General features: G+C 69.9%; 22 protein-coding genes and 1 pseudogene. 8 read left to right on the top strand and 15 right to left on the bottom strand.

Annotation, left to right across the window (positions count from 1 at the left end; all coding sequences use genetic code 11):
- Positions 1-29: 29 nt before the first annotated feature.
- The 7 genes from U5640_RS09755 to U5640_RS09785 form a co-directional block, all read right to left on the bottom strand.
- Positions 30-806, bottom strand: a complete 777-nt coding sequence (locus U5640_RS09755; RefSeq protein ID WP_340375402.1) for an SDR family oxidoreductase — start codon at positions 804-806, stop codon at positions 30-32.
- Entirely contained in the window at positions 803-1,774 is a 972-nt protein-coding gene (locus U5640_RS09760; protein ID WP_340375403.1) for a fumarylacetoacetate hydrolase family protein, read from the bottom strand. The genes U5640_RS09755 and U5640_RS09760 overlap by 4 nt, the downstream gene beginning before the upstream one ends.
- 114 nt (positions 1,775-1,888) lie before the next feature.
- Positions 1,889-2,827 (bottom strand): VOC family protein, encoded by a 939-nt coding sequence (locus U5640_RS09765; RefSeq protein WP_340375404.1) that lies wholly within the window; start codon positions 2,825-2,827, stop codon positions 1,889-1,891.
- Positions 2,828-2,837: 10 nt separating this feature from the next.
- A complete protein-coding gene (locus tag U5640_RS09770) occupies positions 2,838-3,848 on the bottom strand; it encodes an amidohydrolase family protein (protein ID WP_340375405.1) in 1,011 nt (336 codons plus the stop codon).
- Entirely contained in the window at positions 3,845-5,020 is a 1,176-nt protein-coding gene (locus U5640_RS09775; protein WP_340375406.1) for an FAD-dependent oxidoreductase, read from the bottom strand. Before U5640_RS09775 ends, U5640_RS09770 begins: the two co-directional genes overlap by 4 nt.
- A 174-nt stretch (positions 5,021-5,194) precedes the next feature.
- Positions 5,195-6,202, bottom strand: a complete 1,008-nt coding sequence (locus U5640_RS09780) for a cyclase family protein (RefSeq protein ID WP_340375407.1) — start codon at positions 6,200-6,202, stop codon at positions 5,195-5,197.
- The gene (locus tag U5640_RS09785; RefSeq protein WP_340375408.1) at positions 6,199-7,182 is read right to left on the bottom strand and encodes a fumarylacetoacetate hydrolase family protein; all 984 of its coding nucleotides are present in this window, start codon (positions 7,180-7,182) and stop codon (positions 6,199-6,201) included. The genes U5640_RS09780 and U5640_RS09785 overlap by 4 nt, the downstream gene beginning before the upstream one ends.
- 119 nt (positions 7,183-7,301) lie before the next feature.
- Here U5640_RS09785 and U5640_RS09790 point away from each other — a divergent pair, with 119 nt between their 5' ends.
- A complete protein-coding gene (locus tag U5640_RS09790) occupies positions 7,302-8,285 on the top strand; it encodes a LysR family transcriptional regulator (RefSeq protein ID WP_340375409.1) in 984 nt (327 codons plus the stop codon).
- Positions 8,286-8,341: 56 nt separating this feature from the next.
- Here U5640_RS09790 and U5640_RS09795 read toward each other — a convergent pair whose 3' ends face one another.
- Complete coding sequence (locus U5640_RS09795) at positions 8,342-9,610, bottom strand: MFS transporter (protein WP_340375410.1); 1,269 nt, start codon at positions 9,608-9,610, stop codon at positions 8,342-8,344.
- 331 nt (positions 9,611-9,941) lie between these two features.
- Entirely contained in the window at positions 9,942-10,391 is a 450-nt protein-coding gene (locus U5640_RS09800; RefSeq protein ID WP_340375411.1) for a DUF6069 family protein, read from the bottom strand.
- A gap of 130 nt (positions 10,392-10,521) precedes the next feature.
- Here U5640_RS09800 and U5640_RS09805 point away from each other — a divergent pair, with 130 nt between their 5' ends.
- Positions 10,522-11,025, top strand: coding sequence for a MarR family transcriptional regulator (locus U5640_RS09805; RefSeq protein ID WP_340375412.1), 504 nt, complete (start codon positions 10,522-10,524; stop codon positions 11,023-11,025).
- 197 nt (positions 11,026-11,222) lie between these two features.
- Here U5640_RS09805 and U5640_RS09810 read toward each other — a convergent pair whose 3' ends face one another.
- A complete protein-coding gene (locus tag U5640_RS09810) occupies positions 11,223-12,131 on the bottom strand; it encodes a LysR family transcriptional regulator (protein ID WP_340375413.1) in 909 nt (302 codons plus the stop codon).
- A gap of 201 nt (positions 12,132-12,332) precedes the next feature.
- Between U5640_RS09810 and U5640_RS09815 the strand changes: the two genes are divergently transcribed.
- The 3 genes from U5640_RS09815 to U5640_RS09825 all read left to right on the top strand — a co-directional run bounded on the left by U5640_RS09815 (position 12,333) and on the right by U5640_RS09825 (position 15,520).
- Positions 12,333-13,553, top strand: a complete 1,221-nt coding sequence (locus tag U5640_RS09815; protein ID WP_340375414.1) for an NAD(P)/FAD-dependent oxidoreductase — start codon at positions 12,333-12,335, stop codon at positions 13,551-13,553.
- Between the two features lie 40 nt (positions 13,554-13,593).
- On the top strand, positions 13,594-14,487 hold the full coding sequence (locus U5640_RS09820) for an alpha/beta fold hydrolase (protein WP_340375415.1): 894 nt from the start codon (positions 13,594-13,596) through the stop codon (positions 14,485-14,487).
- 94 nt (positions 14,488-14,581) lie between these two features.
- Positions 14,582-15,520 carry an NAD(P)H-dependent oxidoreductase gene (locus tag U5640_RS09825; protein WP_340375416.1) on the top strand — a complete coding sequence of 313 codons (939 nt, stop codon included), beginning with the start codon at positions 14,582-14,584 and terminating at the stop codon, positions 15,518-15,520.
- 527 nt (positions 15,521-16,047) lie between these two features.
- On the opposite strand, the gene U5640_RS09830 is transcribed toward U5640_RS09825, so the two are convergent.
- Entirely contained in the window at positions 16,048-16,248 is a 201-nt protein-coding gene (locus tag U5640_RS09830) for a hypothetical protein (protein WP_340375417.1), read from the bottom strand.
- Between U5640_RS09830 and U5640_RS09835 the strand changes: the two genes are divergently transcribed.
- Positions 16,247-17,103 (top strand): IS5 family transposase gene (locus tag U5640_RS09835; RefSeq protein ID WP_340375418.1). Its coding sequence is split into 2 segments (ribosomal slippage): positions 16,247-16,639 and positions 16,642-17,103, totalling 855 coding nucleotides; the frame shifts between segments, so codons are not numbered across the junction. The genes U5640_RS09830 and U5640_RS09835 overlap by 2 nt on opposite strands.
- Here U5640_RS09835 and U5640_RS09840 read toward each other — a convergent pair.
- Positions 17,093-17,986 carry an IS110 family transposase gene (locus U5640_RS09840; RefSeq protein ID WP_340375419.1) on the bottom strand — a complete coding sequence of 298 codons (894 nt, stop codon included), beginning with the start codon at positions 17,984-17,986 and terminating at the stop codon, positions 17,093-17,095. The genes U5640_RS09835 and U5640_RS09840 overlap by 11 nt on opposite strands.
- Before the next feature lie 522 nt (positions 17,987-18,508).
- Between U5640_RS09840 and U5640_RS09845 the strand changes: the two are divergent.
- Both U5640_RS09845 and U5640_RS09850 read left to right on the top strand, forming a co-directional pair.
- Positions 18,509-19,724: pseudogene (locus U5640_RS09845) on the top strand (IS110 family transposase).
- Between the two features lie 1,110 nt (positions 19,725-20,834).
- On the top strand, positions 20,835-21,680 hold the full coding sequence (locus U5640_RS09850; protein WP_340375420.1) for a M23 family metallopeptidase: 846 nt from the start codon (positions 20,835-20,837) through the stop codon (positions 21,678-21,680).
- Here U5640_RS09850 and U5640_RS09855 read toward each other — a convergent pair.
- From U5640_RS09855 to U5640_RS09865, 3 genes are all read right to left on the bottom strand, one after another.
- The gene (locus U5640_RS09855; RefSeq protein ID WP_340375421.1) at positions 21,665-21,853 is read right to left on the bottom strand and encodes a hypothetical protein; all 189 of its coding nucleotides are present in this window, start codon (positions 21,851-21,853) and stop codon (positions 21,665-21,667) included. The two genes, U5640_RS09850 and U5640_RS09855, sit on opposite strands and share 16 nt — an antisense overlap.
- Before the next feature lie 667 nt (positions 21,854-22,520).
- On the bottom strand, positions 22,521-23,849 hold the full coding sequence (locus tag U5640_RS09860; protein ID WP_340375422.1) for a TRAM domain-containing protein: 1,329 nt from the start codon (positions 23,847-23,849) through the stop codon (positions 22,521-22,523).
- A gap of 104 nt (positions 23,850-23,953) precedes the next feature.
- The gene (locus U5640_RS09865) at positions 23,954-26,035 is read right to left on the bottom strand and encodes an APC family permease (protein ID WP_340375423.1); all 2,082 of its coding nucleotides are present in this window, start codon (positions 26,033-26,035) and stop codon (positions 23,954-23,956) included.
- Between the last annotated feature and the right edge of the window lie 194 nt (positions 26,036-26,229).

The raw sequence follows: 26,229 nt of genomic DNA on the forward strand, positions 1-26,229 counted from the left end.
TGTCGTGGCTGTCCTGCGTGGTCGCCGGTTCAGGCGTCCGCGCGCAGGGCGTCGGAGATCGACTTGGCGCCGCCGTGCGCGGTGAGTCCGCCGTCGACCGGTATCTCGGCCCCCGTGATGAAGGACGCCTCGTCGGAGAGAAGGAAGACGACGAGCGGGGTGATCTCGTCGACGGTTCCGGTCCGGCCGAGCGGTGTCTCGCGGACGTTCGCCTCTCGGAAGCCGGGCGCCGCGGAGGCGGTCATGTCCGTTTCGATGAAGCCGGGGTGAATGGTGTTCACGCGGATGCCGGCGGGTCCCAGTTCCATGGCGGCGGTCCGCGACAGGCCGCGCAGCGCCCACTTGCTGGCCGTGTAGGCGACCGGGTAGTGGGCGGTAAGCGCCGCGGTCGAGCCGACGTTCACGATCGAGGAGCCGGGTGGCATCAGCGGGGCGAGGTGCTGGATGCCCAGCAGCGGGCCGGTGACGTTGACCGCGTGGACGTGGGCCATGTCCTCGAGGCGTACGGCGTCGAGACGGGCTCGCCAGGTGACGCCCGCGTTGTTGACCAGGCCGTGCACCTGCCCGTACGCCTCACGCAGGTCGGCGGCGAGTTCGGCCCAGTCCTTCTCGTTCGTGACGTCGAGACGGCGGCAGCCGGGTGACTCCGAGACGTCGGTGGCGATCACCCGGGCGCCCTCGCGGGTCAGCTCCTCGGCCTCCGCGGCGCCCTGGCCGCGGGCGGCGCCGGTGACCACGACGACCTTGCCGAGCAGCCTCCCCCAGCCTTCGGCCGGGAGGTGCCCCCAGGGGTGGAGGTCGGTCACGGCCGCTCCCGGGAGCGGCGTCGGGCGACGGGAACGGTCATGGGGTCCGGGCCGGCCACCACGGTGTTGGAGACGGAGCCGATGCCCTCGACGGTGAGGGTGACCGTGTCGCCGGGCTTCAGGGGAGGCGGGGACTGCTCACCCCGTACACCCCACAGCTCGGCGAGGCAGCCGCCGTTTCCGCAGGTCCCGGAACCGAGGACGTCGCCGGGGCGGACGACGGTGCCGCGTGAGGCGTAGGCGGCCATCTCCTCGAAGGTCCAGCTCATGTTGGACAGCAGGTCCTCGCCGACCACCTCGCCGTTGATCTCGGCGGTGAGCGCCAGGCGCAGGAAGCCGTCCGCGTCGCGGTACTTGGCCAGCTCGTCGGCGGTGACCAGGTAAGGACCCAGCGTGGTGGCGGTGTCCTTGCCCTTGCAGGGGCCGAGGCCGACCTTCATCTCGGCGGACTGCAGGTCCCGTGCCGACCAGTCGTTGAAGACGGTGTAGCCGACGATGTGGTCGCGGGCCTGCTCGGGCGTGAGGTCGCGGCCCTCCTTTCCGATCACGGCGGCGACCTCCAGCTCGAAGTCGAGCACGCTCGACCCCGGCGGCATGGGGATGTCGTCGTGCGGCCCGTACATCGCGTAGGGGTTGCCGAAGTAGAACGTCGGGGCCGCGTACCACCGCTCCGGTACCCCCGCAGCCCCGTCCACGGACCGCCGTACGCCCTCGACGTGTTCCTCGAAGGTGACGAAGTCCCGCACGGTGGGCGGCTGGAGCGGCGCCAGCAGTCGTACGTCGCAGACGTGGGGGCCGGCCGGGACGTCGAGCGTCGCGGAGCCCGCCTCCAGCAGTTCGGGCAGGCCGCCGCCCTCGGCGAGCAGGCCGGTCAGTGAGCTCACGCCGGGCAGGGGGTGAAGCGTGCCGTCCTCTGAGACGACGGCCACGTGGCGTCGGTGGCGGTACTCGTACGCGGCGAAACGCATGGCGGTCTCCTGTCGGCTGGCGGCGTGAGGGGTGGCACGAGGGCCGGGGGTGCGGCAGGGAGTCAGGGCAGTTGACAGGGCAACCGCACCCCCGGGGACTGAGGGCTCCGCCGATCAGACCGGCGGAGCGACGAAGACGCCGCGGTCCACGTCGTTGAAGGACTCCTTGGTGACCAGTTCGTTCATGGGGTTGGCGGTGCCCCACTGGTCGGTGACCTCGGGCTGGGAGAAGTCGTAGACGTGCGGGTGCCAGGTGTCCTCGTCCAGCAGCTCCAACTCCGTCGTGTACTCCACCGTGTTGCCGTGCGGGTCGAGGAAGTAGGTGAAGGTGTTGTCGCCCGCCATGTGCCGGCCCGGCCCCCAGATCTTGCGGGCACCGGAACGGATGACACGGCCGGAGCCGCGCATGTACTCGTCGATTCCGCGCATCTCGAAGGAGATGTGGTGCAGCGAGGTGTGCGGGCCCTTGGCGATGGCCATGGAGTGGTGCTGGTTGCTGATCCGCATGAAGTGCATGACGTCGCCGATGTGCGGATGGCCGAGCGTGTCGGACAGCCGGAAGCCGAGGTGCTCCTCGTACCACGCCTTGGTCTTGTCCAGATCCGGCGAGTTGAGGACGACGTGCGACAGCTTGACCGGGATCGACTCCTTCTCCTCGATCTTGCGGTGCTGTCGCACCTCGACGTCCGCCGACACCTCGATGGTGCGGCCGTCGACGTCGAAGAAGCGGAAGCCGTAGCCGCCTCCGGGGGTGTCGACCTTGCCCGGATGGGAGATCAACTGCACTCCGTCTGCGAGGAGTTGCTCGGCGAGCGTGTCCACGTCGACGGCACTCGCGGCACCGTAGGAGACGAGGTCGAGACGCTTCTCATCGGCCTTGCGCAGCCGGACGACGTACTGCTCCGGGCTGCCCTCGGCGGCCAGGAAGGAGATGCCGGAGTCCTCGGCGACCTTGGTCAGGCCCCAGACTCCGGCGTAGAAGTCGAGTTGCTCGTCGTACTCCGGCACGGCGAGGTCGACGTGGCGGAGGTGGGTGAGCAGGCGGTTGTTCATGGGGGGCTCCTCAGACGAGGTCGAGCAGAGCGGCGGCGTTTCCGCCGCGGACGGAGTGGAAGTCGGTGTCGGGCAGGTCCGCGGCGCGCAGCGCGCCGAGCGGGTCGTCGGTGCCCATGTCGAAGGGGAAGTCGGAGCCGAGCAGGACCCGTTCCGGGCCGACCGCTCGCAGCAACTCCCGCAGCACCTGAGGGTCGTGGACCAGGGAGTCGAAGTACAGCTGCTTCAGATAGCTGCTGGGTTCCCGCTCACAGTCCCGGGCGTCGGGACGGGCCCGCCAGGCGTGGTCGGAGCGGCCGATGTGGGTGGGCAGGTAGCCGCCGCCGTGCGCTGCTATCAGCTTCAGGCCCGGGTGCCGGTCCAGGACACCGGAGAAGATCAGGTGGGAGAGGGCGACCGCGTTCTCGGTGGGCTGGCCGACGGTGTTGGACAGGTACCACCGGTCCAGGCGCTCGTCGAGGGAGCAGCCGAACGGGTGCAGGAAGACCAGGGCGCCTGTCTCCTCCGCACGGGACCAGAAGGCTTCGTACGCCGGGTCCGACAGTTCGTGGCCAGGCGCGTGCGAGGAGATCTCCACGCCCCTCAACCCCTGGTCCAGGGCGTGGTCGAGCAGGCCGACCACGAGGTCGGAATGCTGGAGCGGGACCAGGCCCAGGCCGTGCAGGCGGTCGGGAGCCTTCGCACAGTGTGCGGCGGTGCCCTCGTTGGCCAGTCGGCAGACCTTCTCGGCCAGTTGGGGCTCGGCCCAGTAGTGGTAGTGGGAGGGCGAGGGGCTGACCAGCTGGATGTCCACGCCCTGCGCGTCCATGGCCGTCAGGCGCACCGCGGCGTCCGTCAGCTTCGGCACGCGCGCGCCGACCATCGGACCGTTCACTGCCAGGGCCGCCGGGCCGTTGCGGCGCGCGTCGAGGGCACGGGCCTCGGCGAGACAGGGATGACCGGCGACGGCCTCCTCGACCTCCGGGAGCAGGAGGTGGGCGTGGACGTCGACGGTCGGCGCGGAGGATGCGGTGGTGGTCACGGGCGCTCCTTGAGGAGGTTCATGGTGCGCGCGACCAGCCCGGCCATGTCGGCGTCGCGCACACCGTCCAGCTGCCACTGGCCGATCTGCAAGGACGCCTCGACGACGGTGCGCACCCGGGGAATGCGGCGGTCGTGGTAGGCCCGGAGCAGCTCGTCGTCCCAGTCCCGGCCGTCGGCCATGGCCCCGCTGAGCAGCTCGGCGAGGACGAGGGCGTCCTCCAGGGACATGGCCGCGCCCTGGGCCATGGTGGGCGGGCAGCAGTGGGCGGCGTCGCCGATGAGCACGACCCGGCCCCGGTGCCAGGAGTCCTCGACCAGCAGGCGGTCGAACCAGGTGTAGTTGACCTTCTTCGGGTCGGTGATGTGCTCGGTGATCTCCGGCCAGACCCCGCCGTAGCTCTGCGCCAAGCGGCGCATCTCCTCGGCGTAGGTGGCCGGGTCGATGGAGGCGCGGTCGCGGCACCCTTCGACGACGTATGCGTAGATGGTGTTCTCGCTGGTGGGGCAGTAGCCGGCGATGTAGGCGGGGCCGCCGTAGGCGAGGTCGGTGCGCGTCACGCTCTCGGGTCGCGGGGCGGCGATGCGCCAGATGGCCATGCCGGTCGGCTCGGGTTTGTCCGTGATGCCGATCGCGGCGCGGGTGGCGGAGTTGACTCCGTCGGCGCCGATCACCAGGTCGTAGCGGCCCTCGCTGCCGTCGCTGAAGCGCACCGACACGCCGTCGGCGTCCTGCTCCAGCGCTTCGGCGGTGATGCCGAGGCGAACGCCGGCGCCGGAGGCCCGGACCGTGTCGATGAGGATCTGCTGCAGCTGGGGGCGCTGCATGCCGAGGGTGGCGGGCAGGTCCTCGCCGCCGGTCTGGATGTCCTCGGCGACGAACAGGACGGTGCCGTCGGGGGTGGTCACGCCCAGCGAGCCGAAGGCGTATCCGGAGGCTCTCACCCGTTCCCACACGCCCAGCTCGCGCAGGACCCGCAGGGCGTTGCCCTGGAGGGTGATGCCGGAGCCGGTGGTGGCGTTCCAGTCCGGCTTGGCCTCGATCAGGTCGACGGCGATGCCGGCGTGGCGCAGCAGGATGGTGACGGCGTTGCCTGAGGCGCCCCCGCCGATGACCAGGACGGTGGGCGTGCCCCCGGCCGGAGGCTGGGAGAGAGTGCGGCTGTCAGCCATGTCGGGGATTCCTCCCGGGGTTGGGCCGCGCGACTTCGGGCGGCGGGGGCTGCGGCTCGCCCGCTGCGAGTGCGGGCCAGAGGTGGGGCGGGTCACCCGGCGAAGCGGGTGGAGCGGTGGGGGCCGGATGCGCCGCTGCTGTCCGGGGAACGGCGCATCCGGCAGTGGTGCGGGTTACTTGACGGCGATCGGGTTGACCGGGGAGCCGACGGCTCCGGTGATGGGGAGGGGGGCGGCGGTGAGCCAGAACTCGTACACGCCGTCGTCGGCGCAGTCGGCGGCGAGTGTGTCGAGGTCCCACATTTCGCCGATCAGCAGGCCCATGTTGGGGATGACGACCTGGTGCAGCGGCTGGAAGGCGCCCTCGAACTCGTTGGGGCGGACCTCGAAGCCCCAGGTGTCGGTGGCGATGGCGGCGATCTCGGTGCCGTGCAGCCAGCCGGCGGTGGTGAACGACAGGCCGGGCGCGGGGCCGCCCGCGTAGTCGCCCCAGCCGTCGCGGCGGGCGCGGGCGAGACGTCCGGTACGGACGAGGACGATGTCGCCGGGGCCGACGGTCACCCCATGGGCCTCGGCGGTCTGCTCGAGGTGCTCCTCGGTGATGGCGAACCCGTCGGGCAGCTCGGGCAGCTCTCCCCCACTCTCGGCTCCGCTCGAGCGGGAGGTGCCTCCACCCGCGCCGACGACCAGGCCCACGTCCAGCAGCACGCCGCGTCCCGCGACGTACGGCGCCATGTGCTCGATGCCGGTGACCAGGTCTCCGTCGGAGGTGACCACCTGCTCGGCGGCCCGTCCGTTCCACGCCTTGCCGTGGTCGAAGATGTGCCCGAGGCCGTCCCACTGGGTGGAGCACTGCAGCGGCATCGCGATCACGTCGTCAGCGCCGCCGATGCCGTGCGGGAAACCCTGGTTTCCCAGTGCCGCGTCGGTCCCCGTGTCGAGCATGGTGTGCACCGGGTTGGTCCGTCGGCGCCAGCCCTTCTGCGGGCCGTTCATGTCGAACCGCTGCGACAGTGAGAAGCTCACGCCGCGGCGCACGAGCGCCGCGCCCTCGCGCCGCTTGGCCTCGTCGAGGAAGTTCAGTGTGCCGAGCACGTCGTCCTCACCCCAACGCCCCCAGTTGGAGTACGCCTTGGCGGCCTCGGCTATCGCGCCCTCCGGGTCGCGGCGGTCCAGGCTCATGCCGTTCCCTCCGCGACACAGCGGGTGCGCTGCAGGCCCAGACCGGTGATCGAACCCTCCATGACGTCGCCGTCGCGCAGCAGGCGTCCCCAGTGCATGCCGTTGCCGGCCGGGCTGCCGGTCAGCACCAGGTCACCGGGCAGAAGTTGAGCCGTCTGCGAGGCGTACGACACCAGCCGGGCGACTCCGAAGAGCATGTCCTTGGTGGACTCGTCCTGCATGGTCTCGCCGTTCAGCTTGAGCGTGACCCGTAGATCACCGGGGTCCGCGATCGACTCCGCGGGTACGAGCCACGGGCCGAGCGGCGTGAAACCGGGAGCGTTCTTGCAGCGCAGCCAGTCGGTGCCGATGGCCTTCATGTCCCGGCGGAACACGGTGGCGCGGTCGGTGAGGTCGTTGGCGATGGTGTACCCGGCGACGTACTCCAGGGCCTCCTCGACCGTGACCCGGTAGGCGGGCTTGGCGATGACGGCCGCCAACTCCAGCTCCCAGTCCGGCTGTTCGGCCCAGGCGGGCAGGACCACGTCGTCGTAGGGGCCCGTGATCGCGCTGGGCAGGCCGATGAACACGTAGGGCAGGTCCTCGGCGGCCCGGCGGTCCATGACCGCGGCGATCTCCGCTCGTGCCTCCTCGACGGTGCGGGGGTCGTCGGGGGAGCGGTGGGCGACCTCCAGATCGATCACGTGCTGCCGGTAGTTGGCGCCGGACTGAAAGATCTGCCGCGGCTCGACGGGGGCGTGCACTCGCAGGCCCTCCAGTGGCAGCCGGCCGAGGGAGTCGTCGTCCGCCAGGGTGCGCAGGACGGGAAGGGTCTCCTCCCACCGCTCCAGGACTGCGCGCAGATCCGACGGCGCCCAGTCCAGGGCGCTGCGCAGATCGAGTACCCGGTCATCGGCCAGGAGGCCGGGAAACGACTCCCCGTCCTGAGCGGAGAACGTGCCGAGCGCGAACGGGCCGGCTGATTGCGCAAGCATTGCCATCAGATTTCCTCCTGCGGGGTTGGGGTCTACTCTGAGCCCGATCGGCCAATCACGGAAATTAATCCTGCGGATGTGTCGAATCCACGACATGGATGGCTCTCGTTGCTGGGTGGTTGCCGGTGAACCTGTCCCGACTCGACCTCAATCTGGTCCTCGCCCTTCGCGCGCTGCTGGAGGAGCGCAATGTCACCCGGGCCGGCGAGCGCATCGGCCTCAGCCAGCCGGCCATGAGCGCCGCGTTGTCCCGGCTGCGCCGCCATTTCGACGACGAATTGCTCGCACGCACCGGCAACGCCTACGAGCTGACTCCGCTCGGGGCCGCCCTGCGCGACCGCAGCGCCACCGCGTGCGACCTGCTGGAGCGGGTCTTCTCCAGCCAGGCCGACTTCGACCCGGCGGCGGAGTCTCGTGAGTTCACCCTGCTCGCCTCCGACTACGGGGCGGCCGTGTTCGGTGCCGCACTCGCCCGCACCCTCCACGAGGAGGCGCCCGGCATCCGGCTCACCTTCCAGCACCCGGCACCGTCCGTCGTGGAGAACACCGCCGCGGTGCTGAGCACCGTCGACGGACTGCTGATGCCGCACGGCGTCATCGACGGCTTGCCCGCCGTCGACCTCCACCAGGACCGCTGGCTGTTCCTGGTCCCCGACGATCACCCCGAAATCGGTGACGAACTCTCCCTGGACCAGCTGGGGCGTCTGCCCTGGGCCGTCTACCAGCGTCCCTACGACGCCCCGGCAGCCCGCCAGCTCAGCATGACAGGGATCAGTCCCCAGGTGGAGGTGTCCGTGCAGACCTTCCAGCTGCTGCCCCTCATGGTCGAGGGCACCCGCCGGATCGCGATGATCCAGGAGCGCCTGGCGCGCAAAGCGGTCCGATCGGCCGCGGTGCGCGTCCTGCCCTGCCCGTTCGAGGCAGTACCGGTGCGGGAGGCGATGTGGTGGCACCCGGTGCACGCTCAGGACGCGGGCCACATCTGGCTGCGGCAGAAGGCCGCGGAAGTGGGCGCGACGCTGGCGGGCAACGGCTACAGCTATGGCAAGGGCCCCGGGAAGGCCGTGCCCGTCGACCAGAGCGCGGGGTTGCCGCCGGGCCGGCTCTGACCGGGCCCGGCGGCAGCCCGTGACCGACGCGCTCTCAGTGGTCTTCCCGCACGCCCTCAGGCCAACTGCTCCGGCAACGGCCGGGGATCGACGGCGCCCACCCGGCGGCGGGCCGCCCACAGCCCCGCCGCGACGAGGGCGGTGGCCAGCCCCAGCACGCCCACCGCACCTGCGAGACTGCCGGCCGCGGACTCCCCGGCGAGCAGCACCAGCGGGCAGATGAACTCACCGCCGAAGAAGGCCGCCGTCCACAGCCCCGTCCCGCGGCCGCGGTCCTCGAATGCCAGGCGGGACATGGCACTGGTGAGAAGGGCGGGCAGCAGCATGCCGGTGCCCACACAGTTGACGACCGCCCCGATGACCAGCAGCGGGGCCTTGCCCGCGAGGAACATCACCCCGAAGCCGACCGCGCAGACCGCGAAGACGGCGGGCAGCATCGGGTCGGGAGAACGCTTGAGCCGGGCGAAGGTGACCGCTCCGCCCACGGTCGCGGCACTGGCGACCGCGGTGGCCAGTCCGATCACGCCGGTGTTCTCCACCCCGAGGTCGTCGAGCAGGTACGACATCTCCACCGGGACGGTGTAGAAGACCATCGCGCCGAAGAAGGTGAGGGCACAGATGCCGCCCAACTGCCGCCAGGGGAACGAGCGGCGGGCCTCCGTCTCGGCCGGAGGCTCCTCGCCGTCCGCACGGGCCGCCGGGTTGGGCAGGGCGGTTGCCATCAGCGGGGCGAGCGCCAGGCTCACGGCGTAGACCCAGAAGGGCACGCGCCAGCCCGCCGATCCGGCGGCGCCGCCGAGCACGAAGAAGACGGTGGCCGACGCGGAGGCGCACATGGTCTGCAGGGCGAGGTACTTCACCCGCCGGTGACCGCTGTAGTAGTCGCCGATCAGAGTCGTGCAGCAGGTCATGATCGCGGCCTCGGCGACTCCGACCAGGGCACGGCTGGCGATGATGCCGCCCAGCGAGTCCAGCCACAGCGGTGCCGTGCCGAAAAGCGCGTACAGGACGGTCGCCACGACCAGCAGGCGCTTGCGGCCCACCCGATCCACGATCACCCCGGCGAACGGGGCCAGCAGCGCCAGCGCCAGCGCCGGGACGGTCAGCGCGAGGGGCACCAGCGCCTTGGCCCCCGGGACCGACGCGAAGTGGTCCTGCATTTTCGGCAGTACCGGGGCGATCAGCACCGCCCCCAGGATCGGCAGACAACTGCCCGCCATCAGCAGGGTCACCCGCAGCAGATGGGCCGGGCCCGAGACGGCGACGGCTGACGGAGTGGTGGCATCGACCGCCGCGTGAGGCAGCGGGGGCACGGAACCGGGCATGGCGACTCCACGGGGCGGTGTAAGGGAGTGGGCATGCCTCACAGGCGCCGACGGCGCACGGCATGCTGGGGAAGCTCGCACGCCGACGCCCATCCGGACGGCGGCGTGCGGTAGCGACGACTATGAGGGCGCCGAAGCGCCGATGCCATCCCCTGCGCGATCCGAATCCCCTATCCGGGTTATCCAGGCCGTGGATGGGACGGCCAACCGTCACGCAGACGGAAGACGTGCACGACCGTTCCTGCGCAGCGGTGTCCCGGAGCTCGGTCGTCCCGGCCTCCGAGACACCGCCGACAGCCGGCAGCCGACGCGTCGCGCACGCCGGGCAGCGTCAGCGGACAGGCAGCGGCAGGACGCGCCGATAGGCGGCGACGGCCACGACCGCGACCACCACATGCATCACCATCAGCGCGGCGACGGCCAGCGGCCCACTGCCGGGCGTACCGCCGCCGAGCAGGGACAGGTCGGGCCCGAACGACACGACCACGAGCACGGGCACCAGCCACCGCAGCAGCCCCGCCGGGTTCTTGGCGACACCACGGACGACCGCCCAGCCTATGGCGCCCAGGACGACGCCGAACACCGTCAGCGGCCCGTACGCGGAGAAGTGCAGCGGAGCGAAATCGCCCGACGCCCCCGCCGCGCGGGCGAGCAACGCGACCACCACGTCTCCGAGGACGGCCACGACAGCCGCCGCGAGAAGCCCTGCGACCGCGGTCAGGCCGCGGGAGCGCGGCGCGGGCGGGGCGGACGATACGGCTTCGGGGACGGAACCGGGCATGGGGACCTCCTGTGGAGAGCTCAAGAACGACAGGTACAGCGCCGGAATGGCAGGCGTTTGATTCCTCAAACATGCGGGACGCTACTCCGAAGTGTTTGATCAGGCAAACACCTCGGTTAGGGTGGCCACCATGACATCCCCCCGGTGGCTCGCTCCCGAAGAGCTGCGAGCCTGGATCAACTACCTCGACTGCTCGACGCTGCTGAACGACTACCTCGATCAGCAGTTGCGGCGCGACGCGGCCATGACCCACGCGGACTACAGCCTCCTGGCCCGCCTGTCCGTGGCACCCGGCCGCGCCCTGGGGATGTCCTTGCTCGCCGAGCAGTTGAAGTTCACCCGCAGCCGCCTCACGCGCGCGGTGATCCGCCTGGAGGAGTCGGGCTACGTGCGACGCCGGGAGGATCCGGCCGACGGACGCGGACAGCTGGCCGAACTCACCGATGCCGGCATGGAGTTGATGACCAAGGTCGCCCCCGGCCACGTTGCTGCCGTACGCCGCGTGGTGTTCGACGCCCTCAGCCCCGAGCAGGTGGAACAACTCGCCGCCATCACCGCCACCATGGTCGCCTCCCTCAAGCAGGCCGGCGAGGAGGACGCCTACCCGGCGGCCCTGCCGTGGCATCGCCGCTGACTCCGAGAACCCCGGAGTCCGACAACCATCCCAGGCGGCCACAAGGCCACCTGCCCAAGCGCCGCCTCTGCCACCGGTTCCTTCTTCGGCGCATCGCCTGCCCGAGCGGCCGCCCCCCAAGGGCCGACACCCGGGTGTCCGCGCTCGATGCCGACCGACCGCTGTACACCTTCCGCGCCCCGCCCGAGGGCACTTCCTCACGCCAAGGGGCCGCTCTCGACTGCCTGGCCGGCCTGAGCGGCAATGCGGCGCAGCCATATGTGGGCCGGTTCCCGCTCATGGAGGGGATGCCACCACAGGGACTCCACCAAGTGGCCGATCTCGAAGTCGGGTTGGACGACGGTGATCGGTTGTCCGGAGAGGATGGGGATCGCGGCCCGTTCGGGCATCAGGCCGATCCGGTCGGTCCCCACGACCAGGTGGGGAATGGCCAGGAAGTTCTCCGTGACGATCTCCGCGTGCGGTTCGATGCCCTCGGCGTGCAGACGGTTGAACGGGGAGAAGACCGGCGACGGGTGACGGTAGGGCAACACCCAAGGATGTTCCGCCAGTTCCTCCCGCCCGAGGACGGCCGGGGCGCGGTCGGCGGACATCACGCACACCCAACGGTCCTTGTACAGGTCGAAGGTGGGGATGTTCGACAGGATGCCCTGGGGCAGGACGAGGGCGTCCACCGTGCGCAGGTTGTCCAGCGCCTGCTGCACGACCCGTTCGGTGCTGTGCTGGAACCGCAGCCGCACGTTCGGCGCGGCGGTGCGGACCAGGTCGGCCAAGGCCCGCCCGAACGTAGGCAGTTGGCAGTCGGCCATGATCACGGTGAACTCGTGCCGGGCCTGCGTGGGATCGAAGTCGGGGCGCGTCCGGAGGACTCGGTCCGCCCAGCTCAGGGCCTGCTCGGTGTGTTCCACCAGTCGTTCCGCCAGGGGGGTCAGCTCGTAGCTGTTGCCCACCCTGACGAGGAGTTCGTCACCGTAGTGCCGGCGCAGCCGGGCCAGGGCTGCGCTCAGCGAGGGCTGGCTGAGACCGAGCCGTTGTGCGGCCCGCGTCACACTGCGCTCCTGGAGGAGCGCGTCCAGCGACGTCAGCAGGTTGAGGTCCAGATTCACGGCACCCACCTCGAATGATCATCAGCCCTGTCTATGTCGAGCATAGGCGATTTCGGCTTCCCTGATCCCAGCGCGGACGCGAGAGTGGTGACACGGCTCGGCGGGACCTCGCATCAGACGGACCGCCACCACCCCAGACGTTCGCATTCTCGGGCCTGCACCGATCGATGCAGGTGTTCCGAGCCCATCAAGGAGGCGACAATGCCGTCGTTCCATGTCCTGATCGCCGGCGGAGGCATCGGAGGGCTCTGTCTGGCGCAGGGTCTTCGCCGCGCGGGCATCAGCTGCACCGTCTACGAGAGCGCGCCGGGCATTGGACAGGCCGGCTACCGCCTGCACATGAACGGCGCGGGTGGCCGCGCTCTGCAGCAGTGCCTGCCGGACAACCTCTTCGAGCTGTACATGCAGACCTCGCGCGAGACGCCTCGCCGTGAGGTCATGGTCATGCTCGACCACCAGGCCCGCGAACTGGGCGCCCGTCCCCACATCGGCCCGCCCAACGACCCGCGGCGGCCCCACACAGCGGTCAACCGGCGCACGCTGCGCCAGATCCTGAGCCTGGGGCTGGAGGACATCGTCCGCTACGACAGCACCGTCACCGGCTTCGAGACGGACGGCGAGAAGGTGCGGGTGCTGCTCGACGACGGCACGAGCGAGACCGGAGACGTACTGGTGGGCGCCGACGGCATCAACTCCGTCGTGCGCGGGCAGTTGCTGCCCGACGTTCCGGTCGTGGACACCGGCATACGCGGCCTGTACTCCACCGCACCGCTGACCGAGGATCTGGCAGCGGGCCTGCCCGAGGCACTGTTCGACGGTTTCGCCATCGCCGCGGAGCCGAACGGCGCGATGTTCGCGTACGGCGTGTACCGACCGCGCAGGCCGGTCGACGAGGCGGTGGCCGAACTGGCGCCCGGCGCCGCCGTCGATCCCGTCGATCCCTACATCATGGTCAACCTCGCCCTGCTGCCCGGCAGCCCTTTCGCCGTCGCAGCTCCCGACCTGTGGCACAGCTCCGCCGAAACCCTGCACGCGCTGATGCGCACCGCGGTACGGGGTTGGGACCCCGCCCTGGCCGATCTCGTCGAGCACGTCGACGCGTCGACGATCTTCCCGGTGTCCATGCGTCACCTACAGCCGGCAGACCCCTGGCCTGCCGGCCGTGTCACCCTGCTCGGTGACGCGATCCACGCCATGCCTCCCTCGTTCGGCTCCGGCGCCAACACGGCACTGCGCGACGCCGCGGCCCTCACCCGGGCCCTGGAGCGCGCCGCCCACGGTGACACACCTGTGGCGGCGGCCGTGGCCGAGTACGAGACCGAGATGCGCGCCGAGGTCTTCCCCATCCTGCGCGCCTCGGCCGACCCGCGGGCCGTCGACATCGACTTCCTGCCCGACGACCTCCCCGTCAGTCACACCTGATCGCCGCCTGCCCCACACGAGCCGCACCACGAGGAGAATCATGCCTGTCGCCGAAGACATCGAGTTCCGAGTGTCGGAACTGACCCTGCGGGGCAAACTGTTCCGCCCGACCGACGGTCCCGAACGCCCGCCCGTCGCCATCCTCCAGGGCGGCCTGGGCGGTCCCGCGGAATCCATGTTCGCCATGGCCGAGGGCTTCACCGACGCCGGTCTGGCCTGCCTGATCTACGACCACCGCAACACCGGCTACAGCGACGGCGAACCCCGTCAGCAGTTCGATCCCTGGCAGCAGTGCCGCGACCTGCGCGACGTCATCACCCATCTGACCTTGCGTGAGGACGTCGACCCCGACCGCATCGCCCTGTGGGGCATCAGCATCGGCGGCGCCAACTCCCTCTTCACGGCCGCCACCGACCGCCGGGTCAAAGCGGTCGTCAGCATCATCCCCCCGGTCAGCGGCTGGAGCGCGCGCACCCTCCAACCGGCCGACACACTCGCGGCGCTGGAAGCTCTCATCCCCGCCGACCGTCAGGCCCAGCTGCGCGGCCAGCCGGCCGCGAGTATCCGCCTGCACGGCGTCCCGGAACCCGGGGACCCGGTCATGTTCAGCGACCAGGAGGGTCTGGAATTCGTCGAGAACATGATCCACCAGCTGCCCAGCTTCCGGAACGAGATCACCATCTCGACCCTCGACCGCATCTTCGAGATGGAGGCGCGCGCCTACGCCGAACGCATCACCGCCCCGGTCCTGATGATCCTCGCCTCCAAGGACACCGTCGCCCCCGTCGAGGAGGCCCGCGAGATGTACGAGCGGATCCCCGGCCCGAAGGAGGTCATCGAGTACGCGGGCCAGCACTACGAGATCCTCTCGAACCACTTCCCCGAGATCATCACCCGCAGCGCCGACTGGCTGGCCGCCACCCTGCGCGGCTGACCGCCCCACCATCCGCTCCCGTCCGGTCCGCCGGAACCCGCCTGGCCCGGCGGACCGCCCCTCGTCCCCCCGACCACACAGAGAGGTGTCGTCAATGCGTCTGCTCGGACTTGCCTGCGGGCAGGAGGACGGCAGTGCCGAGGTACTGCTGAAGGCCGCGCTCACCGCGGCCGCGCGCGATGGTACAGCCGTGGAGATGGTCAGGCTGACCGACCTGTCCCTGGTGACCGCCGCCACCGCGGACGCCGGGGACGACGCGGCCTGGTTCTGCGACCGGCTGCTCGACGCGGACGGCGTGATCGTCAGCTCCCCCACCTACACCCGCAGCGCACCGGGCGCGTTGAAGCTCCTCATCGACCGCGCCTTCGGTCCGCGCACGGACGTGGTCTTCGTCCGTGAGGCCCTCGCCCCCCGCGAACACGGCCCGGCCGAGCAGGAGGAGACTCGCGGTCTTCTGGGCCTCGACTCGGCCCCCGATCCGCGGGTCCTCAAGCCGCGCGTGGCCGGCTTCATCGCCGTGGGCGGCTGCCCGTCACCCCACTGGCGCACGCTGACGCTGCCCACTCTGCACGCCCTGGCCTTCCCCCTGCACATGGCCGTCGCCGACCAGATGGAAGTCCCCACCCCCGGCGGCCTGGGTGGCATAGCCACCGACCGGGCGGCTGTGCTGCGCGCCGAGCGGCTGGGCGGCGCGGTTGCCCGGCAGCTCGGCCTGCCCCACGACGAGGTCCGGTTCCTGGGGGAGCCCGGCACCTGTCCGATGTGCCACCTCGACCTGATCGTGCTGCGCGGCGGCCACGCCGAATGCGGCACCTGTGGGGCCGCGGGCCGTTTCGTCGTCGAGGACGGCGACGTCCGGGTCGACTTCTCCCCCGCCGGCACCGCTTCCTCCGTCCACACCCTCACGGAGCTGGAGGAGCACTACCGGGAACTGCTGAGCGCCGCCGCGCTGGAGCCGGACCCCCAGGAGATCGACAAGCACGCCGCCGCGTTCCGCGACAGCGTCCCCGTCCTACGCCCACCGCGGCCGTAGACGACCGTGGGGGGTCTCCACCGACGCCGGCGCGGCCCATCAGCGGTGGCAGATCATCCCCTCCTGACAGGGGGCGCAGGATGCCTGCAGTCGGCGCGCTCAGGCGCCGGCTGCGGGGTCGATCCGGCTGTGCGGGCAAGGCGGTGTCATGGCTGGTGCCGGCCACCGGCCATGACACCGACGGTGGCTTGGTGCGCCCGTGGGTGACCTGGTTGATGACACCGTCAACAAAGCCACCACCGGCACCGCGGTCACTCCTGGCGTCCCATCCCGCACCTCCGTGCTGGCCGCGCCGCGCGCCGCCGTGCTGCCTGACATGCCGTAAATCGCCGCCACACCCCCGGCGCGACTTCGTCCCTTCGTCACGCGAGGCGGTACACCGCACACGCGAGCGGAATGGGCTAGACCACACTCTCACGAGCACCTGACGTGCCATCAGATCGAGCGTCGTATGAGCGTCGAGACTGCCGCGCACCGCCCCGCGGAAATCCTGGCGCAACGCCCGCCCCCGAGGCTGCTATGTCGTGTCAAGCCGCTTGAGCGAGTTCTTCGACGTTGCCGAGTTGGTTCCGGTCGGCACGCTCAAGGATCTTGAAGATCTGGCGGCAGATCACCCGCTTGAGGCATCGCTGCGCGTCACGGGAGGTCTTCCCTTCGGCGACCTTGCGTGCGACGTACGTCTTCGTAGGGGGATCGAGTCGCATCCGGATCAGGGTGATCGTGTGCATGGCCCGGTTAAGACGTCATCTCATTTGGCTGGGTAAGCTGCCGGTCGTGGTGGGGATCGTTGAGCGGCTGGTGCCGGATGAGTTGTGGGAGCTGTTTCAGCGGGTGGTGCCGGAGGCACCGTCGCGACCTCAGGGAGGTGGCCGGCGTCGGCACGGCGACCGTGAAGTGCTGGCCGCGATCGTGTTCGTGGCCACGTCGGGCTGCACGTGGCAGCAGTTGCCTTCCGCCTCGTTCGGCCCGTCAGGGGCGACGGCTCACCGGCGCTTTGCCGAGTGGACGAGGGCCCGCGTATGGGCCAAACTCCACCGCCTGGTCCTCGACGAGTTGGGCTCCCGTGGCGAGTTGGACTGGTCCCGGTGCGCGATCGACTCGGTGAACATGCGGGCCCTGAAAAGGGGGACCTGACAGGCCCGAATCCTGTCGATCGAGGCAAGTACGGCTCGAAGATCCACCTGATCACCGAGCGGACCGGTCTGCCCCTGTCCGCCGGAATCTCGGGGGCGAACCTGCACGACAGTCAGGCGCTGATCCCGTTGGTGCAAGGGATACCGCCGATCCGCTCACGGCGCGGACGCCGACGGCGCAGGCCGTCCAAACTCCACGCCGACAAGGGATACGACTACGACCACCTGCGCCGATGGTTACGCGGACGCGGCATCAAGCACCGCATCGCCCGCAAAGGCATCGAGTCCTCGACCCGGCTGGGCCGCCACCGCTGGACCATAGAACGCACCATGTCCTGGCTCGCCGGATGCCGCAGACTGCACCGACGCTACGAGCGCAAAGCCGAGCACTTCCTGGCCTTCACCAGCATCGCCTGCACCCTCATCTGCTACCGCCGACTCACCAAATGAGATGACGTCTAAGCTGCCGGTCGCCGCTGCGGTTGAGACGGTGTCGGTTGGTCAGCCCGGACGAGGCAGGGATCGGCGACACACCGGCGAAGGAGGCGAAGGCGGCTTCCGAGCGGAATCGTCCCTGGTGAGACCAGCTGACCAAGACCTGGGCGGCGGTGATCGGTCCGACTCCGAGCAAGCCGAGAAGCTCGGGAGCCTGTTGCCGTACCAGGGCGAGGATCTCGTTCTCGAGCTCCTTGGCCTCGGCCTGCAGGGCCTGGACGCGCTGGGCCGTGGACCGCATGGCTCGCACCGTCATCCGGTGCTCGAGGTCCTGGGCCGGGCGGTCGCGGAACTGAGCGCAGTAGGCGATCTGGGTGGGGCGCTTGAGCTTCCGCAGCTCGGCGCGGAGCCCGTCCGGCGCAGAGACGATCAGGGCCTTGAGCTGGTTGATCGCGGCGGTGGAAGCGAGGACCGCGCCGTGACGGGTGGCAAGCAGCACCCGCAGTGCCTCGCGTTCGCCGCGGAGGCGGGGCTGGATCAGATGCTCGGTGGCCAGGGCCTCCTTGGCGGCCCGGATGGCGTCGAGCATGTCGGTCTTGCGGCCTCCGCGGTTGGCCGCTCGTTTCGGGCGGCAGACCTCGACGACCTGCTCGCCGGCCTGGTCCAGGAAGACCGCGAGGCCGGCGCCGTAGCTGCCGATGCCTTCCAGCGCCCAGCAGCGGCGGCCGGGAACCTGCTGGCGGGCGAAGTCCAGCAGGCGCCGGTAGCCGCGGGCGTTGGCCGGGGAATCGGTGCTGGCCAGGACGGCGCCGATGGGGCTGACGGCGGCTGCGGCGAGAGTGTCGCGGTGGGTGTCGACGCCGATGACGCCATCGACGTGTTCTGCGAGCATGGTCATGCGGTTGTTCTCCTCCGGGCGGACGACCGTAACGGCGTCGGCCTGGGTGGAGTCACCACGTGGCGGAACTGTGATGAGTCACGCCGGAAGGCGGACAAGCTGCTGATCAAGCCAACGGGTGGGCCGGGCCGACGCCCGTGTCCGGCAGACATCTCGGGGGAACGGCAGTCCCTGACGGGACGCCAGTTATGTTTCGAGTCATGCCGGATCACGAGCGCCGAGCCTGGCAGCAACCCATCCCGGGCCGCAGAAGAACTCTCACAGTTATGTTTTCCGCGGCTCCGCAACGGGGCCGCTGGCCTCTGGGCCCGGCATGACTGTTGCCCCCTGTCGAAGGCATGACCTGGGGGGTGGTGTCACCGGGCCCGGGAGGTGCCGTCGGAGACGCTGATCAGAGGTCCGGCCACCGTCCGGTCCGGCGCAACGCCGGGCAGTTCGCGGACGGCAGGTCTGCATAACGTGGATGCGCGAGCACGACACCCAAGCCGAGGCCGGCACCGTCAACACCCGGGAAAGGGCACGATGTTCGAGATCGAAGACGTGGGCGTGTTCCTGGGCCTGGACGTCGGCAAGAGTGCCCACCACGGCCACGGGCTCACCCCGGCAGGGAAGAAGGTCTTCGACAAGCCGCTGCCCAATAGCGAACCCAAGCTGCGGGCCGTGTTCGACAAGCTGACCGCAAAGTTCGGCACCGTCCTGGTCACCGTGGACCAGCCCGCCTCCATCGGCGCCCTCCCACTGACCGTCGCCCGCGACGCCGGCTGCCGCGTCGCCTACCTGCCCGGCCTGGCCATGCGCCGGATCGCCGACCTCTACCCCGGCGAGGCCAAGACCGACGCCAAGGACGCCGCGGTGATCGCGGACGCAGCCCGCACCATGCCGCACACCCTGCGCTCCCTCGAACTGACCGACGAGATCACCGCCGAACTGACCGTGCTGGTCGGCTTCGACCAGGACCTCGCGGCCGAGGCCACCCGCACGTCCAACCGGATACGCGGCCTGCTCACCCAGTTCCACCCCAGCCTCGAACGCGTTCTGGGTCCCCGCCTCGACCACCAGGCCGTGACCTGGCTGCTGGAGCGCTACGGCTCCCCGGCCGCTCTGCGCAAAGCCGGCCGCCGCAGACTCGTCGAGCTGATCCGGCCCAAGGCCCCGCGCATGGCCCAGCGGCTGATCGACGACGTCTTCGACGCCCTCGACGAACAGACCGTCACGGTCCCCGGCACCGGCACCCTCGACATCGTCATCCCCTCCCTGGCCGCCTCCCTGGCCGCCGTCCACACCCAGCGCCGGGCGATGGAAGCCCAGATCAACACCCTGCTGGAGGCCCACCCTCTTTCCCCGGTCCTGACGTCGATGCCCGGCGTCGGCGTCAGGACCGCCGCCGTCCTGCTGGTCACCGTCGGCGACGGCACCAGCTTCCCCACCGCCGCCCACCTCGCCTCCTACGCCGGACTTGCCCCACCACGAAGTCGTCGGGAACCTCGATCCACGGTGAACACGCACCCCGAAGCGGCAACCGGCAGCTCAAACGGGCCATGTTCCTGTCCGCCTTCGCCTGCATGAACGCCGACCCGGCCTCCCGGCCTACTACGACAAGCAACGCGCCCGCGGCAAGACCCACACCCAGGCCCTCCTCCGCCTCGCCCGCCAACGCATCAGCGTCCTGTTCGCCATGCTCCGCGACGGCACCTTCTACGAACCCCGCACCCCCAAGGACGTCGAACTCGCCGCATAACCCCAGCGACCCTGAACCACCCCACACCCGACAGGGGCGCCTTGACGCAGGACATAGAGGCACCCCCCGCCGGGCCGTGAAGCCGACTCCCTTCAGTACGTCCTGACTGCGATAGCCCATCCATAACTCGCTTACGTCGATGACCGTGTCGCTCTGCGGCGGTGCACCGCCCCGTCCATCGAGCGAGGCATGAACAGTCGTCATCAGTGTTCCCCCATCCCGGTCCATGGACCGTGGTCTTTATGCCGTTAGCTTGCCTGGTCAAGAGGTCTCGTTGGCCGTGGGACCGTGTCTGCGGCCGCGACTGCCCACCCTCGGCTCCACCACATTCCTCAACCGAACACACTACCGAGCAGCATGAACGGCTTACGGCGCTGCCGGGTGTACAGGTCTCGTCGTCGCTGCGGTGGTCGAGCATCTGCAAAGCAGGCTCAAAAACTCGCCAACGTCTTACCAGAACCACGCAACCACTACGAGCATCTCCACACGCCTGAAATAAAGGCACTTGATAAGTGCGCTAGCGGGGCCACCAACGGTCGCGCAATAAATTACAGCGAACGCTGCAAGATTAGCATGGCGGCCAGGTCGGCTTGAAAGAGTCACACGTCAGACCTCCAATTCAACCCACCCTTGCATCTCCTCTCCCCTCCCGTAGCATTGACCCGCTAGCTGGCGTTTACGCAGATGCCGACCGCAAGGAGGGGTAATGAGTTCAGGACAGCCGGGTACCACGACAGGCTCCGTCACTGCCTCTTGAATTAATGGTCGGCAGCCCACGGTTCGGCTAGGTGGTTCGGCACACGGTGGACCGAACGACAGCGGGACAGTTCTCGTGGTCAACATCCCCCCAGTACGGTGCCGAAGTCTCTCCCGTCAACCTTCGGCTGAGCTATCGACCCACCACCACCAGCCAACTGAAGGTGTGTCGGGGCGCCGCGGACACCGCAGACTACGAATCGGCCACATCTCTCACTACCTGACCGATAAGCAACGCGAAGAGAGCCATCTCCTACACTTAATCGCCTCCTTGTTGATATCCCTGGTGGACCGGCATACCAGGGCTCCTGGAATGCCGGCCCATATCAACTCCACTATTGAAAGGCCCCCCACATGCCACAGTCCCTGTGGAAACGCCACGGCCTGGTCCTGGCCGTCGGCGCCGCGTGCATCCTCGTCAACGGCGAAGGCATCGGGCCGTTATGGCTCGTCGGGCTCGCCCTGCTGGTGACAGGTCTGCTGATGCGGTGGGTGATGACGCGTGCCCAGCGCCCGCCGAGCGAGGAGGCCCCACCGTTGGCACTGGACATCCCCGTGCATGGCCGCTGGATGGCCCGCAACGGGCCCGCCACCAAGGTGCCCAGCCACACCCACAACCTCGCGCAGACCTACGCCATCGACCTGGCCCGCCGCCCGGCGCCGGAACCCGTGTGGCTGTGGCCGCTGACGCGGCGCCCGGAGTCCTACCCGTCCTTCGGTGAACCGCTGCTGGCCCCCGCGGACGGCCGGGTGGTCGCCGCCACGGACAGCCAGCGCGACCACCTGACGCGTACTTCCCTGGCCGGCTTGCTCTACGTACTGCCGGAGGGTTTCGTGCGCTCCCTCGGCCTTCCTCGCCACCTGCTCGGCAACCACTTGATCATCGACTTGGGCAACAACGGAGCACACGCCGTCTTCGCACACCTGCGGCGCCACTCGCTGAACGTGGCCGTGGGGGACCACGTGACCGTCGGTCAACTGCTGGCCGAATGCGGCAACTCCGGAAGCTCCGCAGAGCCCCACCTGCACTTCCAGTTGATGGACGGCCCTGACATCGCCTCCGCCCACGGCCTGCGCTTCAGCTGGCGCTACCAGGCCGACGACGGTCGCGAGCACGAAGGCGTCCCCGCCGACAACACGTGCTTCGTCCCCGTCCGGACCGCCCCGGCCGACTCGTCGGCCCCCTACGCAGCGCCGTAGCCGGGATCGAGCGCGAAGCGGACCGACTGAATACGGCCGTCCGGGGCGAACTCACCGAAGGCGAAGACTTCCTGCGGCCGCTTCGGGTTCCCGTCCCGGCTCGTGGCCTTGCTGGCATTGGGATAACGCTGCGTCAGCCGGTACGCGCGCTCGAGGCCGTAGGTGCGGAGCAAGTCCAGTGACCGTCTGCACCTGTGTGGCAACTTGGTCCGAGCCGTCCGTGCCGTAGCGGTGGCGTGCCTGGAGAAGGGTGGTCGTGGCGGCGAGATAGAGGTTGCCTGCCGCCCGCCACTTGCCGTTGCCGGGCAACAGCATTCCCAGGCTGCAGGCGACGCGCGTGGCGTGCAGGGTCAGCGTGGTCCGCCTGCCACTCACAGTATTGGTGAGCTTCTGGATCACCGGGATCTTACTCTCCGGCGTCTGTTTCATGATCTCCCAGTCGTTGAGACCACCCGACGCCAGGTTCCGATGCTGGTGCAGGTATTCGAGAGAAGGTCCGCACCAAGGACGCCCGCGGTGCCAGCAGCCCGGCCGCAGCGCTCGCCATGGTGTTCAATCTCGTCGCCACACCCCCTCCAAGCCCAGACCCGCAGACCTGGAACCGTTCCTCCACGGCTGGAGCCCGCACGGACCCCGCTCCTACTGAGCCGCTCCCTCACCAAGGGACAGTAAAGAAAGGCTTCCCACAGGGAGTAGCTGACCGCCCGCCACCTGCAAGAACAGCTACCTGACATCCCATCAGAACGTGCGTCAAACATCCGCAGCACGCGTCAAACATGCGTCAAGATATCGCCCGTAACGCCCACAGCGCACATAACGCACACCACCCGAACCTGCAGGTCAGGAGCCCTTTGCCGCAGGCTCAAGAATCGCCACGCACTCAACGTGATGCGTCATCGGGAACAGATCGAACGCCCGCAGCGTCCGCACCCGGTACCCCCCGTCCCGGAAGTACCCCAGGTCGCGCGCCAGGGCGGCGGGGTCGCAGGCGACGTAGGCGATGCGGCGGGCGTCCAGGGAGACCAGGTGTTCGACCGTGGCGCGGCCCGCTCCCGCGCGGGGCGGGTCGAGGACGATGAGGTTGACCTCGGTGATGCCGGTGCGCGGCAGGACGGATTCCACCTTGCCCTGTTCGATGCGGACCCGGGGGAAGTCCGCGAGGTTGTGCCGGGCGTCCTCGACCGCGCGCTTGCCGGACTCGATGCCGAGGACCGCGCCCTTCTCGCCGAGGCGGTCCGCCAGGGCGCCGGCGAAGAGGCCGACGCCGCAGTACAGGTCGAGGGCGGTGTCGCCCTTGCGCGGCAGCAGGCCCTGCATCACGGCGGTCACCAGGGTGTCCGCCGCCTTCGGGTGGACCTGCCAGAAGCCGCCGCTGCCGACCCGGTGGGTGCGGCCGTCCGCGCGCTCACGGACGAAGGGGCGGCCGTGGACGCGGTGCACGCCGCCGTCCTTCTCGCCGACCCGCATGACGGAGACGGGACGGTCCAGTTCCACGATCGGCAGCCGTGCGCCGGGCCGCGGGGTGAGGATCACCTGCCGGTCCTGGGAGCCGGTCGCCGAGATCGCCTCGACCGTCGCCATCCCGGTCCAGTCGCGCCGCTCGATGCCCAGTTCGGCGACGCCCTCGGCGGCGATCATGCAGTGGTCGATCCGCTCCACGTCGTGCGAGCGGTGCCGGCGCAGGCCGGCGTGGCCCTCGGCGTCCACCGCGTACTGCACGCGCGTGCGCCACTGCGGCACCTGCCCGGCGGGCAGCTTGTCGCCCTCCGCCGGCATCACGGTGCCGTCCCAGCCGGCCTCCTCGGGCGTGAGGCCCGCGAGCCGCTGGAGCTGCTCGGCGATCACCTCGCCCTTGAGCCGGCGCTGGGCGCCCGGCTTGGCGTGCTGCCAGTCGCAGCCGCCGCAGCGGCCGGGGCCGGCGAAGGGACAGGGGGCCTCGACGCGGTCCTTGGAGGCGGAGAGGATCTCCACGGCGTCCGCGCGCAGGAAACGGGCGCCCTCCTCGCCCTCGGTCACCCGGGCCACGACCCGCTCGCCGGGCAGGGCGTGCCGGACGAACAGCACCTGACCGGCGTCGGTGCGGGCGATGCAGTGGCCGCCGTGGGCGACGGGGCCGATCTCGACCTCGTACTCGTTCCCCACCAGTGTCTTCTTCGGTTCTGCCTGCATGGCGGGGTGACTCCACAACGTCGAACGAGGAACGGCCGGACAACAGCCCACCAGTCTACGTGGCTGTCGTCCGGCCGTTCACCACACGGTGGGCCCGCCGGGCGCTACGACTCCGACGAGGAGCCCGAGGGGCCCGTGGCCGAACCCGACGCCTCCTTCGCCCGGCCCTGCTCTGCGGGACCGCGCCGCACCGCACCGGGCGCGTTCCACTCCTGCCGCTTGCGGGCCCGCATCCGGGCCGCCTCGGAGGACTCCAGCTGGTACGGCACGGAGGTGACCATGACGCCGGGCGTGAACAGCAGGCGCCCCTTGAGCCGCAGCGCGCTCTGGTTGTGCAGCAGGTGCTCGTACCAGTGGCCGACCACGTACTCCGGGATGATCACCGAGACGGCGGCGCGCGGCGACTCCTTGCGCAGGCTCTTGACGTACTCGATGATCGGCCGCGTGATCTCGCGGTACGGGGAGTCCAGGACCTTCAGCGGTACGTCGATCCCGCGCCGCTCCCACTCCTCGCGCAGCGCCTTCGTCTCGGTGGGGTCGACGTTGACGGTGAGCGCCTCCAGGGTGTCGGAGCGCATCAGCTTGGCGTAGGCGAGGGCCCGCAGGGTCGGGCGGTGGATCTTGGAGATCAGGACCACGGAGTGCACCCGGGACGGCCGTACGCTGTCGTCGCTCGGGCCCTCGGGTGCCGCGATCTCGTCGGAGACGCGGTCGTAGTGCTTGCGGATCGCCGTCATCGTCGCGTAGAAGATCACCATGCCGAGCAGCGCGACCCAGGCGCCGTGCGTGAACTTGGTGACGAGGACGACGACCAGCACGAGGCCGGTGAAGAAGGCGCCGAAGGCGTTGATCGCCCGGGAGCGGACCATGTGGCGGCGCTTGGCCTGGTCGGTCTCGGTGGCCAGATGGCGGTTCCAGTGGCGGACCATGCCGGTCTGGCTGAGCGTGAAGGACACGAACACGCCGACGATGTACAGCTGGATGAGACGGGTGGAGTCGGCGCCGTAGATGATGATCAGGAAGGTCGCCGCGCCGGCCAGGAGCACGATGCCGTTGGAGAAGGCGAGGCGGTCGCCGCGGGTGTGCAGCTGGCGGGGCAGGTAGCGGTCCTGGGCGAGGATCGAGCCGAGCACCGGGAAGCCGTTGTAGGCGGTGTTGGCGGCGAGGAACAGCACCAGCGCGGTGGCCGCCGCGAGGACCACGAAGAAGAAGCTGCCCTTGCCGAAGACGGCCTCGGCGACCTGGGTGATCACCGGGTTCTGGACGTAGTCGGGGCCGACCCCGACGCCGTTCTTCAGCAGGTCGACGGCCGGGTTCTCGGCCATGCGGACATCGGTGGTCAGGGCGAGCACGATGATGCCGCAGAACATGGTGACGGCCAGCAGGCCCATCGCCGCGAGCGTGGTCGCAGCGTTCTTCGACTTGGGCTTGCGGAAGGCCGGCACGCCGTTGGAGATGGCCTCGACGCCGGTGAGCGCCGCACAGCCGGAGGAGAAGGCGCGCAGCATCAGGAAGACCAGGGCGAAACCGGCCAGGCCCTGGTGCTCGGCCTTGATCGTGTACTCGGCGGTCGGCGCCCGCATGGTGTCGTCGAGGACGAGTCCGCGGAACGCACCCCACGCGATCATGATGAAGACGCCCGCGACGAACACGTACGTCGGGATGGCGAAGAGCTTCCCGGACTCCTTGACCCCGCGCAGGTTCATCAGCGTCAGCAGCACCACGACGGCGACCGCGCAGACCACCTTGTGCTCGACGACGAAGGGGATCGCGGAGCCGAGGTTCTCGATGCCGGAGGCGATGGAGACGGCGACCGTGAGGACGTAGTCGACGAGCAGCGCGCTCGCGACGGTCAGGCCCGCCTTGGCGCCGAGGTTGGTGGTGGCCACCTCGTAGTCGCCGCCGCCGCTCGGGTAGGCGTGGACGTTCTGACGGTAGGAGGCGACCACCGTGAACATCAGCACGACGACCGCGAGGGCGATCCACGGGCTGAAGTGGTAGGCCGACACGCCCGCGATGGACAGGACCAGCAGCACCTCCCCGGGCGCGTAGGCCACGGAGGACAGCGGGTCGGAGGCGAACACGGGCAGGGCGATGCGCTTCGGCAGGAGCGTTTCTCCGAGCCGATCACTGCGCAGGGCGCGCCCGATCAGGATCCGTTTGGGCACGTCGGTCAGTTTGGACACAACAGAGGATCGTATGCCTTCGAACTGGGGCGCGCCCACCCTCCCCCGGGGTGAGCCGGGTGACGCAGCACCGCGTCTGCCTCACGAGTGAAATCGGCCACGCGTCGGCTGCGGATTCCCTGGCCGCGCCGATCGTCATGCCTATATGACAAACCCCGTCCCGCCGCCGCCCATCGGAGGTCCCATGCACACGA

The sequence above is a fragment of the Streptomyces sp. SS7 genome, from assembly GCF_037993025.1.
Classification (GTDB): Bacteria; Actinomycetota; Actinomycetes; order Streptomycetales; family Streptomycetaceae; genus Streptomyces.

Excerpts from the sequence above, each read along its gene's own strand:
- U5640_RS09760 (WP_340375403.1), bottom strand. The coding sequence starts at position 1,774 with ATGCGTTTCGCCGCGTACGAGTACCGCCACCGACGCCACGTGGCCGTC.
- U5640_RS09765 (WP_340375404.1), bottom strand. The coding sequence starts at position 2,827 with ATGAACAACCGCCTGCTCACCCACCTCCGCCACGTCGACCTCGCCGTG.
- U5640_RS09775 (WP_340375406.1), bottom strand. The coding sequence starts at position 5,020 with ATGGCTGACAGCCGCACTCTCTCCCAGCCTCCGGCCGGGGGCACGCCC.
- U5640_RS09780 (WP_340375407.1), bottom strand. The coding sequence starts at position 6,202 with ATGAGCCTGGACCGCCGCGACCCGGAGGGCGCGATAGCCGAGGCCGCC.
- U5640_RS09785 (WP_340375408.1), bottom strand. The coding sequence starts at position 7,182 with ATGGCAATGCTTGCGCAATCAGCCGGCCCGTTCGCGCTCGGCACGTTC.
- U5640_RS09795 (WP_340375410.1), bottom strand. The coding sequence starts at position 9,610 with ATGCCCGGTTCCGTGCCCCCGCTGCCTCACGCGGCGGTCGATGCCACC.
- U5640_RS09800 (WP_340375411.1), bottom strand. The coding sequence starts at position 10,391 with ATGCCCGGTTCCGTCCCCGAAGCCGTATCGTCCGCCCCGCCCGCGCCG.
- U5640_RS09805 (WP_340375412.1), top strand. The coding sequence starts at position 10,522 with ATGACATCCCCCCGGTGGCTCGCTCCCGAAGAGCTGCGAGCCTGGATC.
- U5640_RS09815 (WP_340375414.1), top strand. The coding sequence starts at position 12,333 with ATGCCGTCGTTCCATGTCCTGATCGCCGGCGGAGGCATCGGAGGGCTC.
- U5640_RS09820 (WP_340375415.1), top strand. The coding sequence starts at position 13,594 with ATGCCTGTCGCCGAAGACATCGAGTTCCGAGTGTCGGAACTGACCCTG.
- U5640_RS09825 (WP_340375416.1), top strand. The coding sequence starts at position 14,582 with ATGCGTCTGCTCGGACTTGCCTGCGGGCAGGAGGACGGCAGTGCCGAG.
- U5640_RS09830 (WP_340375417.1), bottom strand. The coding sequence starts at position 16,248 with ATGCACACGATCACCCTGATCCGGATGCGACTCGATCCCCCTACGAAG.
- U5640_RS09840 (WP_340375419.1), bottom strand. The coding sequence starts at position 17,986 with ATGACCATGCTCGCAGAACACGTCGATGGCGTCATCGGCGTCGACACC.
- U5640_RS09850 (WP_340375420.1), top strand. The coding sequence starts at position 20,835 with ATGCCACAGTCCCTGTGGAAACGCCACGGCCTGGTCCTGGCCGTCGGC.
- U5640_RS09860 (WP_340375422.1), bottom strand. The coding sequence starts at position 23,849 with ATGCAGGCAGAACCGAAGAAGACACTGGTGGGGAACGAGTACGAGGTC.